Raw genomic sequence first — 13858 nt, 5'->3', positions numbered from 1 at the left:
TGCCGTCACATCCGTTCCGGTGCCGAAACACCGAGCAGGTCAAGGCCGTTGGCAAGCACCTGGCTGGTGGCGTCGTTGAGCCACAGCCGGGTGCGGTTCACATCCGTCACTGCTTCATCACCCATGGGAGCAATACGGCAGGCGTCGTACCAGCGGTGGTAGGCCCCGGCAATGGTTTCCAGGTGCCGCGCCACGCGGTGCGGTTCCCGCAGCTCCGCGGCCTTGGCCACGATGGAGGGGTAGCTGCCCAGGTAGGAGAGCAACTCGTTCTCGGTGGCGTGGTCCAGGAGTGAGGCGTCGAAGCTGTCGTGGCCGTCCACGCGGCGCTCCACCCCGGCGGCCACGGCGTTCCGGGCTGCGCCGCGGGAACGGGCATGGGCGTACTGCACGTAGAACACAGGGTTTTCGTTGCTGTGCTTCTTGAGCAGGTCCGGGTCCAGGGTCAGCGGCGAGTCTGCCGGGAACCGCGCCAGCGAATAGCGGACGGCGTCCTTGCCGAGCCAGTCGATCAGGTCCTTCAGTTCGATGATGTTGCCGGCGCGCTTTGACAGCTTGGCGCCATTAACGGACACAAGCTGGCCAATGAGCACCTCGATGTTCACCTCGGGATCGTCCCCGGCGCAGGCGGCGATGGCCTTGAGCCGGTTAATGTACCCGTGGTGGTCCGCGCCCAGCAGGTAGATCTTTTCGGTGAAGCCGCGGTCCTTCTTCGAGAGGTAGTAGGCGGCATCTGCTGCGAAGTACGTGGGCTCGCCGTTGGCACGGATCATCACGCGGTCTTTGTCGTCGCCAAAGTCGGTGGTCCGCAGCCAGACGGCGCCGCCGTCGTCGAACACGTGGCCCTGCTCGCGAAGGCGCGCCACAGCACTTTCGATGGCGCCGGCGTCGTGCAGTTCCTGCTCGGAGAAGAAGACGTCGAACTCGACGCCGAAGTCCGCGAGGGTGGCTTTGATGTCCTTCATCTGGGCCTCGTACGCGGCGGCCCGGATGACCGGCAGCGCAGCCACTTCAGTGAGCTCGCGGATGTCAGGGTGCGCAGTGAGCACCTCGTGGCCAAGGTCGGCGATGTACTGGCCGGGGTAGCCGCCGTCGGGCACGGGGAGGCCGTGCAGGCGTGAGTACACGGAGTTGGCGAAAGTATTCATCTGCGAGCCGGCGTCGTTGATGTAGTACTCGGCCGTGACGTCGGCACCGGAGGCGCGCAGCACGCGGGCAATGGAATCACCCAGCGCCGCCCAGCGGGTGTGCCCGATGTGCAGGGGGCCGGTGGGGTTGGCGGACACAAACTCCATGTTGACCGTATGCCCGGCGAGCGCGGTGTTGGTTCCGTACTGCCTTCCGGCCTCCACAATGACCTTGGCGAGGGCGCCGGCCGTTGCTGCATCCACGGTGATGTTCAGGAAGCCGGGCCCGGCAATATCAACCGCGGAGACACCGTCGATCGACTTCAGGTGTGCGCTGAGCACGGTGGCGAACTCGCGCGGGTTGGTGCCTGCCTGCTTGGCAAGCTGCAGGGCAATGTTGGTGGCCCAGTCTCCGTGCTCGCGGTTCTTGGGCCGCTCCACGCGTACCTCGTCAGGCACTGCTGATGCTGAAAGGGCGATCTCGCCGGCGGCGACGGCGTCTTTCAGGCAGGCGGATATGGCGAGGGAGAGTTCTTCGGGAGTCACCCCTCTAGCCTACCGGGGGCCGGTCACAGCAAAAGAATTGGGCCAGCCCGGGGGTTTACAGGATTTGCACGGCCGGGAGCGCATCGCCGCACAGGTTGAACCAATACGCTGGGTTCGACGTTGACACCACCAAAGCACTGCCACAACACCTCACCGAATTGGGAGCCTTCATGAGACCGTCAGTCCGCAATAGTGTTTTCGCCGGAATCGCCGGACTTTCCCTGGCCGGAACGGTGGCCGGTTGCGCCCCTTCCGCCGCCGAACCGCCCGCTGCCCCCTCCGGCAGCGCTGCCAAAACCTCCGCCACAACCCCGTCACCAGGCGAATCGTCGCTGGCCGGCAGCGGTTCCACGTACAAGGACGGAACCTACAGCGCTGAGGGAAACTATGTTTCGCCCAACGGCACCGAGACGGTTGGGGTGCAGCTGACGCTCGCCGGGGGCAAAGTCACCGACGTCAACATCACCCAGCACCCGTCCAACCCCAACACACGGAAATTCCAGGGCGAGTTCGCAGGCGGCATCTCAGCCCAGATTGTGGGGAAGAACATCGACGACCTCAATGTGTCCAAGGTCGCGGGCTCTTCCTTGACCAGCGGCGGGTTCAACCAGGCCGTGGAGAAGATCAAGCAGGAGGCGCAGTAGGCCGTGCCGGTTGCGGAGTGGAAGGGCACCACGTTCGAAGGGATTGGAACCCATTGGGAAATTTCCACGCCTGTTCCAGTCAGTGATCCACTTAGGGCGCGCCTGATGGACCGCGTGGAGCGTTTCGACGCCGATTGGTCCCGCTTCCGTTCGGATTCCCGCGTCAGCGCCCTGTCCGCCAGGCCGGGGCGCTATGAGTTTCCGGCTGAGGCGGCGCGGCTTGGGCCCTTGTACCGGACGCTGTACAGCATCACCGGTGGTGCCATGACCCCGTTGATCGGGGCCTCCCTGGAACAGCTGGGATACGACGCCGGCTACTCCCTTCAGCCCTCGGGTTCCCCCTTGGCAGCGCCACCGTGGGACGAGGTCTTGGAGTGGACAGGCACCACCATCACCAGCACGGCGTCGGTGGTGCTGGATGTAGGAGCAGCGGGTAAAGGCCTGCTGGTGGACCTGCTCGCGGATGAACTGGTGGGTGCGGGCCTGGAATCGTTCGTGATCGATGCCAGCGGCGACCTTCTGGCGCGGGGACCGGTATCCACCCAGGTTGCCCTGGAGCATCCCTACAACCCCGCGCAGGCCATCGGCATCGTTCCCTTGGCCGGGCGGGCGTTGTGCGCCTCCGCCTCCAACCGCCGGGCCTGGGGCGATGGACTGCACCACGTGCTGGACGGAACCACCGGGCAGCCGGTCAGGACCGCCGTCGCCACCTGGGCCATGGCGGACACGGCAATGCTCGCGGACGCCCTGGCTACCGCCCTTTTCTTTGTCTCCGGAGACAGGCTTCGGGAAGAATTCGATTTCTCCTGGCTGACCGTGTTTTCCGACGGCAGCGCGGCCCACTCCGCCGACTTTGAAGGGACACTCTTCACATGAGCCCAGTTGAAACTCCCCAAGCCGGGCCTGCCCCTTCCGTGGCTGGACGGGTGGATACGGTGCTGGGCCGGTTCACCATGTACCGGCTGATCCTCCTGGTGCTCGCGGCCCTGGCTGCCTACAGCCTGCTGCTCGGCGTCCTGGGCTGGTTGACGTTCGGCATTCCTGCGATGCTCGGGCACGTGGCCCTTTGCCTTGGCCTGACCTATGCCTCGAACAGGGCACTGGCGGCGCTGTTCCACGTGCGGCCCCACTCGGAGTCCTCGCTGATCACCGGCCTGCTGCTGTATTTCCTGTTCTGGCCTTCCTTCATGCCGCTGGATCTGGCCGGTGTGGCGTTGGCCTGCGTGCTTGCGTCGGCCTCCAAATATGCGCTGGCGTGGCGCGGCCGCCATATCTTCAACCCCGCCGCAGCGGGCGCCTTCCTCGCCGGGCTTTCGGGGCTCAACATCGCCACGTGGTGGGCGGCCACGCCTGCCATGCTGTGGTTGCTGGTCCCGGGTGTCCTCCTGGTCCTGTACCGAACCCGGAAATTCCAGATGGCCGCCGTGTTCCTTGTCGTGGCCAGTGCGATCATCACCGCAGAACTGCTCCAGGCGGGTATGTCCCTGGGGATGGCGCTGTGGCAGTCACTGGCCCAGCGGCCATTGCTGTTCTTTGTCGGGTTCATGCTGACCGAGCCGCTGACGCTTCCGCCGCGCAGGTGGCAGCAACTGGCACTTGCAGCCGTGGTGGGGATGGTTTTCGCTGTCCCCTACAACGTCGGCTTCCTGGCGAATTCACCGGAGGCTGCCCTGCTGCTGGGCAATCTGCTCGCCTTTATGGCGGGCCAGAGAGGCGGCGTGAAGTTGAGGTTTACCGGGACGAGGCCGCTGACGCCCAGCACCACCGAGTTCTCCTTCCAGCCCTCCCGCCCAGTCCGTTTCCTGCCAGGACAGTACATGGAGCTGGACCTTCCGCACCCGAAGGCAGACGGGAAAGGACGACGCCGGGTGTTCAGTTTTACGGGCTCCCCCGGTGACCGCGTGGTGAAGTTCGGGGTGCGGACTGCCGAGCCCGTCTCCGCCGCCAAGCGGGTCCTGCTTTCCTTGAAGCCGGGCGACGAGGTGACGGCCACGTCGGTAGGCGGCGACTTTGTCCTCCCCCGCGATCCCCGGAAGCCGGTCCTGCTGATCGCTGCCGGCATCGGCATCACGCCGTTCCTCTCGCATATCTCCTCCGGCGGCCTGCGGGACCGCGACACTGTCCTCCTCCTGCTTGCCAGGACTGCCGATGAAGTCGCCTACGCGGACGAACTAAGGGCCGCCGGCATCCCGGTAGTGGCCCGGATGGCAGACGGATCGGAGCCTCCCCCGCACATCACCGCGTTCACCGCACAGGGATCCCGGCTGGACGGGGATGCCCTCAAGGCCGCTGTCCCCGACGTTGCTGACCGCGAGGTCTACATTTCGGGATCACCGGCCAGCGTCGCTTCCCTGCGGCACGCGGCCAAGCAGGCCGGGGCGCGGCGGGTGCACGTGGATTCGTTCTCCGGATACTGACATTCGGACCGTTGCTGGCGCCAGGTAACCTTGCCGCACCGCGGGCGGAGGGCCGATTTTCCCTTGCGGGCCACCTTACTGCTAAGCTCTAGGACGTCCCGCCGGCAACGGCAGGAACCCCGGATTGCCCTCGTAGCTCAGGGGATAGAGCGTCTGCCTCCGGAGCAGAAGGTCGTAGGTTCGAATCCTATCGAGGGCACCATCTGAAGCACCCTGGTCACACGGCCGGGGTGCTTCTCTTTTATCCGGATCAGATGGTGGTTAACCCGCACACCCCAGTGGCCGGCGTACCGGGTCGGGTTAGCAGGGGTGGTAGTGGCTTGTCTCCCGACAGGAACCAGTCCGCAAACGTCTCTTCCGGAATCTCGTCTTGAAAAAATTCATGGGGGAAAGGTGGTTCGTCCGGCGGAGGGCAGACTTCGGAAAGGTCCCATAGGTCGAGGAGGTCATCGAAGGCGCGGATGCTTTCCGGCACAGCGGCGTCTGGCCAGCGGGGAGGTTCCCAGTCCTGGTGTTCGCTTTTGTAGTGGCGGCCGGTGGGTGAAATCCAGCCGGGTGGTTCGGTTTTGCTGGCCGGGGTAGGTTTCCAGCCGCCGCCGGTGTGGCGGAGTTTGTGGTGCTTCGGACAGGGCTGCCCCAGGTTCGATACCCCGGTGGGGCCGCCCTGGCCCCAAGCGAGAATATGGTCCGCCTCGTTGTCCAGGGATGGGTTGTTGCAGCCGGGGAAGGGGCATTTGCCGTCCCGCAGCCTGAGCCATTGCCGCATCGCTTTGCTGACCCGGTAGCTGGTCCGGCCGATCTCCAGCGGTGCCCCGTCCCGGGGGTCGACCAGGACCCGGTAGAACGAGGCGGCGCCGTCGGCGACGAGCCTGCGGGCCATCGAGGGTGGAACAGGCCCGAACCCGTCAAGCACCGCTGGCTCATCAGTCGCGCCCATCAGGGCGAACACCGGCACGGTGACCAGCACCTGCGCACGGATCCCCGACAACGGGCCGCCAGGTATTGTTTCCTCCCCGACGTTACGGTCTACCTCGCCGTCCCCGGTGCCACCGCCATTGTTGCTCGCGGTGGTGCCGGTGGTGAGGAGGCCTTCGGTGAAGGTGTCGGCTTTGAGCTGGGGCAGGCTGCGGGTTTCGTTCGGGCCTTGCTTGCCGCGGGCGATGGCGGTGAGCCGGTTCCAGATTGCCGAGGCGTGGTCGGCGGGCAGGAGCGCGGCGACCCAGGCCATCCCGTCGTTGCCGGGCCAGTACTCCACCCGCCGGTCCGCCACGGATTTGGCGTGGCGTTTTTCCAGGCTTTCGGGGTGGTGGCGTTCCCGCCAGGCCCGGGCCTTGGCCTTGAACCGGTACGCGGGCATCTCCCCGATCGGGCACCTGCGGGCCTCGCCCGGGGCGTCCGGGTCCAGGAAGTGGGCCTCCAACGCCGCCGCAGCGGCAGGGTCGAGGCAGGAGGTCTGCTCGACCATGGTCCGGGCATGGGCCCAGGACATCGTCCCGGCCTGCAATGCCGCCAACGCCCTGGGCAACGACGTGGTCAACGCATGGCATTCAGCCAGCAGGGCCCCCGCGGCCAGGTCACCGATCGTCAGCGCGCACCCGACCTCGGCCACGAGGCTCCGGTCCTGCGCGGTGGCCTCCTGCGGAGACGAGGCCGGGCCGTTCAATGCTCTCGTGGCCCCGGCCAGCACCGCCACCGCCAACGCCTTCACCGCCGCGATCTTCGCCTCCGACCGCCCCACCGCCGCAAGAACATCCACCGCCGCATCAGCCAACCGCTGCAACGGATCATCATTGGGAGCGCCAGGGGCAGCGCCCCCGGAAGCGTCCGGGCCGGACTCTGCATTATCGGACTCGGCAGTATCTCTCAGCGCAGCCATAAAAGCCGCGACCGACGCATCAACCGCCCCCTCCGCCTGCACCACCGCCAAATCCGTTTCCATACCTCCATCATCCTGAAGGGGTATGACAAAACCGGGCGCCTCTGTGCGCGCGATGAAACCGGCCAGCAAACAGTTGCTGGCACCTGCTCCTTCCTGGCTTTGGAGACGCCCGGCACCGATGCACATCTTCCGACTTCCCCTGCTCGGAAACCGGCGAAGGGGCGGGGGTCATTTGTGTAGCTTGCGTAAGAGCGACGAATGAGCAGCGCGCGGCAAATCGCCCCGGCGCCTGAGCGCAGCAGACTCCGACGCAGTGTGCAATTACATTTACGGCGTGGCCCTGCGGGCTCCCGCGCTTTGTCGGTGCCCCCTCGTAGGCTGTTCACACCAGCAGAAGCAAAGGGGTTCCACATGTACTGCTCCATCATTCCGCCCTACCTGTTGCGGCGCCTGGCACGGCAGGACGCGCCGGAGTTTTCCTCGGCAGCCAGAGCCGCCAGGGAGGCGCTGGGGCACGTCCGGTCTGTCCAGGCGGCGCGCACGCAGGCTGCTCCCGGAGCCCCGGCAGGAGTGCGGCAGGTAAAGCCCGGACCGTCAAACCGCAGCATCTTCGACACCAGTTGTTCAGAAGTCCTGCCGGGAAAACTTGTCCGCAAGGAGGGCGAGCCGGCCACCGGAGATCCTGCAGCTGATGAGGCCTATGACGGGCTCGGCCACACGCACCGGCTCTACGCGGACGTCTTTGGAAGGAACTCCATTGACGGCCGGGGGTTGCCGTTGAACGCCAGCGTGCACTTCGGCAAGCTGTACGACAACGCCTTTTGGGACGGTACGCAGATGGTCTTCGGCGACGGCGACGGCGAGGTCTTTGAGCGCTTCACGGCCTCCCTCAGCGTCATTGGCCATGAACTCGCCCATGGGGTCACCCAGTATTCCGCCGGGCTGGTGTACCGGAACCAGGCGGGGGCCCTCAACGAGTCGATGTCGGACGTGTTTGGCGCCCTCGTGGAGCAGTATGTCAGAAACCAGTCCAGCGCCGAGGCCAGCTGGCTGATCGGCGAAGGCCTTTTCACGTCACAGGTGGAGGGCCGCGCGCTGCGTTCCATGAAAGCCCCGGGAACCGCATACGACGACGACGTGCTGGGCAAGGATCCGCAACCGGACTCCATGGACTCGTACGTGAGGACCAGCGCGGACAACGGCGGCGTCCACATCAATTCCGGCATCCCCAACAGGGCGTTCTACCTGCTGGCGGAGCAGCTGGGCGGAAATGCCTGGGACTCCCCCGGGCGGATCTGGTACGAGACGCTCACCGGCGGTTCGTTGCCCACCGGCGCCACCTTCAGGGTCTTCGCCCGTGCAACGGCCGCATCTGCCGCCGAGCTGTTCGGTTCCGGATCAAAAGAGCATGACGCCGTGCGGAACGCGTGGGAAACTGTGAAGGTCAAGCTTTAACGGGATGCCTGGCCGGCGTAGTTCGGGCCGCCAGGCTCGAAGTACGCCCCAGGAACCAGGCCATGAAGATCAGTGTGGAGCGCAGCGGCGGTATTGCAGCGATGACCCGGGTGTGGACTGTGAACGCCGAGTCGGAGACAGCGCGGAACAGGTGGCAACCCATCGTGGAAGCCTGCCCTTGGGATGCCGTCCCCCGGACGCCTAGGGCTGCCGCAGCCGAATTTGCAGGGGCGCAGCCGGACCGGTTCATCTACTCCATCCGCGCCGGGCAGCACCGCGCCGCCCTTCCCGAGCAGGCGGTCATTGGACCTTGGCGCGTACTGGTGGACAGCACCCGGGCGGCCGCCGAGGAATCGCGGGCACAACGCCGGGATGAAGGCACAGCGCCGGGTTAAACCACTTCCGCGAGCTGCCCGCGGAAGGCCCGGCGGTAGGACTGCGGGCTGGTGTCCAGGACCTTCGCGAAATGGTGCCGCAGCAGCACCGGATGGCCGAAGCCGGACTCCCGCGCGATCTCCTCGATATTCAGGTCGCTGGATTCGAGCAACTCCTGCGCCCGGAGGACCCGTTGGGAGTTGAGCCAGGCCGCCGGGGTGGCACCGGTTTCGGACCGGAACTTCCGGGCAAAAGTCCGGGCAGACATGTGCACACGCGCGGCCAGCTCGCCGACGGTGTGTTCACGGTCCAGGTGTTCCACCATCCAACGGAGCAGCTCCTCCATCGGGGCTGAGCCGCACGTTGGCATGGGCCGGTCGATAAACTGCGCCTGGCCGCCGTCACGGTGTGGCGGGACCACCATGTCGCGGGCAATGGCTGCGGCCACCCGGGCACCCAGTTCCACCCGCACCAGGTGCAGGCAGGCGTCAATCCCGGCGGCCGTACCGGCAGAAGAAATGATGTTGCCGTCCTGGACATAGAGGACATTTTCGTCCACCTGCACATCCGGAAACTCAGCAGCCAGCTGGCCCGCATAGTGCCAGTGGGTGGTGCAGCGGCGGCCGTCCAGGAGGCCGGCCCGGGCAAGGGCGAATGCTCCGGAGCAGATGGACATCACCCAGGCTCCCCTGGCATCCGCTGCCCGCAGCGCCTCAAGGACCGGCCCGGGCAGCTCGTCGTCCCTCCCGTACGGGGCCATGATCACCAGGTCGGCATCGGCGGTGGCTTCCAGGCCCAGCTCAACGTGCATCGAGAGTCCGGACTTGAGCGGAACGTTTCCGGGAGTGGGCGTACACACCCGGAAGTCAAAGGCGGGTACACCGCTCCCCCGGCCGGACCTGTCGATCCCGAACACCTCGCAGGCAGTCCCGAATTCGAACATCGAGAAGTTGGGAACCACGATGACCGCGACTGATTTCAGCATGCATCCATTGTGGCAGGAATTTGAGTTTATTGGGCATTTCTGCCACTTTTTCTGGTCCAGTGCGAGGAGCAGCATGGAGGCATGGAAATCCTCATCACCATCCTCATCGTCCTGGTTCCCGTTATCCTCGCAGCCGCCCTTTCATCCCTCCTGCGCGACGGCCGGGGTCGTACGCGGCCCCTGGAATCCCACGAGGCCTGGTCCGCCCTGGACCCTCCCAGCACCAACTACACCCTCCGGCTCTTCTAGCCGCGATCCAGCACTGCCTCTTGAGCCACCCAGCCAGCCCATAGCGGGCAGACCCGCTGCACGTGGTCGAAACGGGAAGCCCGGGCTCCCGCAGTAGACTGGCAGCAGCCATGACACTTCACATCTCCTATCCTGCCGAGCTGCCCGTCTCCGAGCGCCGCGAAGACCTGATGGCAGCCATCGCAGCGAACCAGGTCACCATCATCGCCGGCGAGACCGGCTCCGGTAAGACCACCCAGATCCCCAAGATGTGCCTCGAACTCGGCCTGGGCGAGAACGGGTTGATCGGCCACACCCAGCCGCGCCGGCTGGCAGCACGCACGGTTGCCGAACGTATTGCCGAGGAGTTGGGCGTGGAGATCGGCCAGGAGGTCGGTTTCAAGGTCCGGTTCACGGGCGAGGTCAGCCGCGCCACCAAGGTCAAGCTCATGACCGATGGCATCCTGCTGGCTGAAATCCAGCGGGACAAGATGCTGCGCAAGTACAACGCCATCATCATCGACGAAGCCCACGAGCGCAGCCTCAACATCGACTTCATCCTCGGGTACCTCAAGCGCATCCTGCCCCAGCGGCCGGACCTGAAGGTGATCATCACCTCGGCCACCATTGATCCCGAGCGGTTCGCCAACCACTTCGGCACACCCGATAAGCCCGCACCCATCATCGAGGTCTCCGGGCGGACATACCCGGTGGAACTCCGGTACCGCCCGTTGTCGCAGCCGCCCTCCGGAGCCGACGACGAGGACGCCTCGGACGACGAACTCGAGGAAGACCGCGACCCGCTCGACGCCGTCTGTGACGCCGTCGACGAACTCGCCCTGGAAGCACCCGGCGACATCCTGGTGTTCTTTTCCGGCGAGCGCGAAATCCGTGACGCCGCCGACGCCCTGCAGGCCCGCATCCAGTCCAACCGAAGGCTCGCCGGGACCGAAGTCCTCCCCCTGTTCGCGCGCCTGAGCCTGCAGGAACAGCACAAGGTGTTCCATCCCGGCAACAAACGCCGGATCGTGCTCGCCACCAATGTGGCCGAGACGTCGTTGACCGTGCCCGGCATCAAGTACGTGATCGATACGGGCACGGCCCGCATTTCCCGGTACTCGCACCGCACCAAGGTCCAGCGCCTGCCCATCGAGCGCGTCTCCCAGGCGTCAGCGAGCCAGCGGTCGGGGCGCTGCGGGCGTGTGTCGGACGGCATCGCCATCCGGCTGTACTCCGAAGAAGACTTCGAATCACGGCCCCTCTTCACGGATCCGGAAATCCTGCGCACCAACCTCGCCGCGGTCATCCTGCAGATGACCGCCATGGGGGTGGCGCGCGGACCGAAGGACGTGGAGGACTTTCCCTTCGTCGAGCCGCCGGAAACAAGGGCCATCAACGACGGCGTGACACTGCTCCGCGAGCTCGGCGCCCTGGCACCGGCCAAGCCGCAGAACGGAAAAGGCGGACCAAACAGCGGCGGCGGCCTCACCGCCGTCGGCCAGAAGCTCGCCCAGCTCCCCGTGGATCCCCGGCTGGGACGGATGATCGTGGAGGCAGGCAAACGCGGCTGCGTCCGCGAGGTCATGATCCTGGCGGCGGCCCTTACCATCCAGGATCCCCGCGAGCGCCCAACGGATAAGCAGCAGCTCGCGGCGGAAAAGCACAACCGGTTCAAGGACGAGAATTCGGATTTCACCGGTTTCCTGAACCTCTGGAACTACCTCCAGGAAAAGCAGCAGGAGTTGTCCTCGTCCGCGTTCCGCCGCCTGTGCCGGGCGGAATTCATCAACTACCTGCGGGTGCGCGAATGGCAGGACCTGTTTGCCCAGCTGCGCCAGCTGGCCCGGCCGCTGGGCATCAGCCTGGACAACAAACGCCTTGCCGATCCGGTAGGCAACCACGACGGCGTTCACATCAGCCTTCTGTCCGGGCTGCTGAGCCACATCGGCATCCTGGACGAGCGCAAGCGCGAGTATGCCGGCGCCCGCGGCACCCGTTTCGCCATCTTCCCGGGGTCGGCGCTGTTCAAGAAATCACCCACGTTCGTGATGGCGGCCGAGCTGGTGGAAACCAGCAGGCTGTGGGCCAGGGTGGCGGCAAAATTCGATCCGGTCTGGGCTGAGCAGGTGGCTCCGGACCTGGTGAAGCGCACCTACAGTGAACCGCACTGGTCCACCCGGCAGGGCGCAGTCATGGCCTACGAGAAGGTCACCCTCTACGGTGTGCCCATCATTGCCCAGCGCAGGATCAACTACGGCAGGGTTGATCCCGTCGTCGCCCGGGAGCTCTTCATCCGGCATGCACTTGTGGAGGGGGACTGGAAAACCCACCACAAGTTCTTCCACCGCAACCGCGCCCTCCTGCAGGAAGTTGAGGAACTGGAAGCCCGGATGCGCCGCCGCGACCTGCTGGTGGACGACGAGACGCTCTTCGAGTTCTACGACGCACGGATCGGCCCCGATGTGGTGTCCGAGCGGCACTTTGACAAGTGGTGGAAGGAAGCGCGCCAGGAGAACCCTGACCTCCTGGATTACGACAAGTCGCTCCTCCTCAGCGATGACGCAGACAACCTGGACGTCTCCGCGTACCCGAAAACGTGGCTGCACAAGGGCTTTGAGCTCCCGCTGACCTACGAGTTCCGTCCAGTAGCGCCCGGGTCACCGCCCAGCCCGAACGACGGCGTCACGGCTGAAGTGCCGGTCCTGTTCCTGAACCAACTGGATGACAAAGCCTTCCGCTGGCTGATCCCCGGCCAGCGCGTGGAACTCGTGACGGCCCTGATCAAGTCCCTCCCCAAGCAGGTCCGGAAGAATTTCGTACCGGCCCCGGACGTGGCGCGGCAGGCAGTGGCCGTGCTGGAGTCCGATTTTGACCCGGCCTCCGACGATCTTGAACCGTCCCTCGAACTGGCGCTCCGCCGGATCCGCGGGCACATCGTCCCTCCCGGTTCGTGGAACTGGGATGCTGTGCCGCCGCACCTGCGGGTGTCCTTCAAGGTGGTGGACAGCAAGGGAAGGGTCCTGGGCGAAGGCAAGAATCTCGCCGCGCTCCAAGAGGAGCTCGCGCCTGCCACCCGCCGGGCCATTGCAGAATCACTGGGTGCCACGCCTGCCTCTACTGCCCCGGGCCAGCGGGCAAGCGGCAGCAAGGCCGCGCGCGCCGCGGGCGGGGCCGACGACGGCGGGCCAGCTGCGCGGCAGGCTTCGGCCCAGGTGCCGGCCGGCTCCGCCCCTGCCGGATTCCGTGAGCAGGAAGGCCTGACCGAGTGGTCGTTCGGGACCATCCAGCGTCAGGTCAGCAATATCGTCAAAGGCCACACCGTCACTGGGTATCCCGCATTGGTGGACGAAGGCCAGTCCGTGGCACTCCGTGTCTTCCAGACTGCGGAGGAGCAGCAGAACGCCATGCGCGGCGGCGTGATCCGGCTGCTGGCGTTGCGGGTTCCCGCTCCTGACCGCTACGTCCTGGAGCACCTGAGCAACACGGAGAAGCTGACGTTCAGCCAGAACCCGCATGGCTCGGTATCAGCGCTGATCGCCGACTGTGCGCTCGCAGCGATCGACAAGCTCACTCCGGCCGGACTCCCTTGGGACCGGGCGTCCTTCGATTCCCTCTACGAGGTGGTCCGGGCAGAGCTGATAGATACCGTGTTCAGTGTGACCGCCGTGGTGGAGCGTATCCTCGCCAGCACCCGGCGGATCGAAAAGCAGCTCAAGGGCACCACCAGCCTGGCACTGATCAGCGCGCTCAATGACATCAGGAGCCAGTTGGAGCACCTGGTGTACCCCGGCTTTGTGGCCCGTACGGGCTACGCCCAGCTCAGCCAGCTCCCAAGGTACCTCGCCGCCATCGAAAAGCGGCTGGAGCGCCTACCGGGCAACGTCCAGCGCGACGCCTTGAACATGGCGGCGGTGCAGCGGCTGGAGGATGACTATGACCACGCCGTGTCCGCCCTGCTTCCAGGCCGGCGGGCCAGCGGCGAACTCGCCCAGGTCCGGTGGATGATCGAAGAACTCCGGGTGAGCCTCTTCGCCGTCGAGCTCGGTACCGCCTATTCAGTGTCCGAAAAGCGGATCCGCGCCATGCTTAACAAGGCACTTGCCCCGGCCTAGGTGTACTGCCCAGGGACGTTGGTTCGGCGAATGTGATGACTCGCTGGAGTCGTTGAGCCAAAGGTGAGGACCTCCGGTTGCACAGTGGAGTTG

Annotated in this window: 10 protein-coding genes and 1 tRNA gene; 8 read left to right on the top strand and 3 right to left on the bottom strand. The window is 65.8% G+C overall.

Annotated features, from left to right (window positions below; genetic code table 11):
* Positions 1-5 precede the first annotated feature (5 nt).
* Positions 6-1670: an arginine--tRNA ligase gene (gene argS, locus AC5RVY_RS15770; RefSeq protein WP_493955654.1), complete on the bottom strand. Its 1665-nt coding sequence runs from the start codon at positions 1668-1670 to the stop codon at positions 6-8.
* A 170-nt stretch (positions 1671-1840) separates the two neighbouring features.
* Between argS and AC5RVY_RS15765 the strand changes: the two genes are divergently transcribed.
* The 4 genes from AC5RVY_RS15765 to AC5RVY_RS15750 all read left to right on the top strand — a co-directional run bounded on the left by AC5RVY_RS15765 (position 1841) and on the right by AC5RVY_RS15750 (position 4933).
* Positions 1841-2314 carry an FMN-binding protein gene (locus AC5RVY_RS15765; RefSeq protein WP_493955653.1) on the top strand — a complete coding sequence of 158 codons (474 nt, stop codon included), beginning with the start codon at positions 1841-1843 and terminating at the stop codon, positions 2312-2314.
* 3 nt (positions 2315-2317) lie between these two features.
* The gene (locus tag AC5RVY_RS15760; protein ID WP_493955652.1) at positions 2318-3190 is read left to right on the top strand and encodes an FAD:protein FMN transferase; all 873 of its coding nucleotides are present in this window, start codon (positions 2318-2320) and stop codon (positions 3188-3190) included.
* Positions 3187-4731 carry a ferredoxin--NADP reductase gene (locus AC5RVY_RS15755; RefSeq protein ID WP_493955651.1) on the top strand — a complete coding sequence of 515 codons (1545 nt, stop codon included), beginning with the start codon at positions 3187-3189 and terminating at the stop codon, positions 4729-4731. Before AC5RVY_RS15760 ends, AC5RVY_RS15755 begins: the two co-directional genes overlap by 4 nt.
* 126 nt (positions 4732-4857) lie before the next feature.
* Positions 4858-4933: transfer RNA gene (locus AC5RVY_RS15750), tRNA-Arg, on the top strand.
* Between the two features lie 48 nt (positions 4934-4981).
* On the opposite strand, the gene AC5RVY_RS15745 is transcribed toward AC5RVY_RS15750, so the two are convergent.
* On the bottom strand, positions 4982-6670 hold the full coding sequence (locus AC5RVY_RS15745) for an HNH endonuclease signature motif containing protein (RefSeq protein WP_493955650.1): 1689 nt from the start codon (positions 6668-6670) through the stop codon (positions 4982-4984).
* A 351-nt stretch (positions 6671-7021) separates the two neighbouring features.
* On the opposite strand from AC5RVY_RS15745, the gene AC5RVY_RS15740 reads away from it, so the two are divergent.
* Positions 7022-8065: a M4 family metallopeptidase gene (locus tag AC5RVY_RS15740; RefSeq protein ID WP_493955649.1), complete on the top strand. Its 1044-nt coding sequence runs from the start codon at positions 7022-7024 to the stop codon at positions 8063-8065.
* Between the two features lie 62 nt (positions 8066-8127).
* Positions 8128-8460, top strand: a complete 333-nt coding sequence (locus tag AC5RVY_RS15735; protein WP_493955648.1) for a protealysin inhibitor emfourin — start codon at positions 8128-8130, stop codon at positions 8458-8460.
* Here AC5RVY_RS15735 and AC5RVY_RS15730 read toward each other — a convergent pair.
* Positions 8457-9425 (bottom strand): GlxA family transcriptional regulator, encoded by a 969-nt coding sequence (locus AC5RVY_RS15730; RefSeq protein ID WP_493955647.1) that lies wholly within the window; start codon positions 9423-9425, stop codon positions 8457-8459. The genes AC5RVY_RS15735 and AC5RVY_RS15730 overlap by 4 nt on opposite strands.
* A gap of 81 nt (positions 9426-9506) precedes the next feature.
* Between AC5RVY_RS15730 and AC5RVY_RS15725 the strand changes: the two genes are divergently transcribed.
* Together AC5RVY_RS15725 and hrpA are read left to right on the top strand one after the other, a co-directional pair.
* Positions 9507-9674 carry a hypothetical protein gene (locus tag AC5RVY_RS15725; RefSeq protein WP_493955646.1) on the top strand — a complete coding sequence of 56 codons (168 nt, stop codon included), beginning with the start codon at positions 9507-9509 and terminating at the stop codon, positions 9672-9674.
* 110 nt (positions 9675-9784) lie between these two features.
* Complete coding sequence (gene hrpA, locus AC5RVY_RS15720; protein WP_493955645.1) at positions 9785-13765, top strand: ATP-dependent RNA helicase HrpA; 3981 nt, start codon at positions 9785-9787, stop codon at positions 13763-13765.
* Positions 13766-13858: the final 93 nt, after the last annotated feature.

It is taken from the genome of Arthrobacter sp. Ha26 (assembly GCF_059091705.1).
This window is presented reverse-complemented; position numbering and strand designations above follow the sequence as displayed.

Coding starts and splice junctions, on each gene's coding strand:
- AC5RVY_RS15765 (WP_493955653.1), top strand. CDS start 1,841: ATGAGACCGTCAGTCCGCAATAGTGTTTTCGCCGGAATCGCCGGACTT.
- AC5RVY_RS15755 (WP_493955651.1), top strand. CDS start 3,187: ATGAGCCCAGTTGAAACTCCCCAAGCCGGGCCTGCCCCTTCCGTGGCT.
- AC5RVY_RS15745 (WP_493955650.1), bottom strand. CDS start 6,670: ATGGAAACGGATTTGGCGGTGGTGCAGGCGGAGGGGGCGGTTGATGCG.
- AC5RVY_RS15740 (WP_493955649.1), top strand. CDS start 7,022: ATGTACTGCTCCATCATTCCGCCCTACCTGTTGCGGCGCCTGGCACGG.
- AC5RVY_RS15735 (WP_493955648.1), top strand. CDS start 8,128: ATGAAGATCAGTGTGGAGCGCAGCGGCGGTATTGCAGCGATGACCCGG.
- AC5RVY_RS15730 (WP_493955647.1), bottom strand. CDS start 9,425: ATGCTGAAATCAGTCGCGGTCATCGTGGTTCCCAACTTCTCGATGTTC.
- AC5RVY_RS15725 (WP_493955646.1), top strand. CDS start 9,507: ATGGAAATCCTCATCACCATCCTCATCGTCCTGGTTCCCGTTATCCTC.
- hrpA (WP_493955645.1), top strand. CDS start 9,785: ATGACACTTCACATCTCCTATCCTGCCGAGCTGCCCGTCTCCGAGCGC.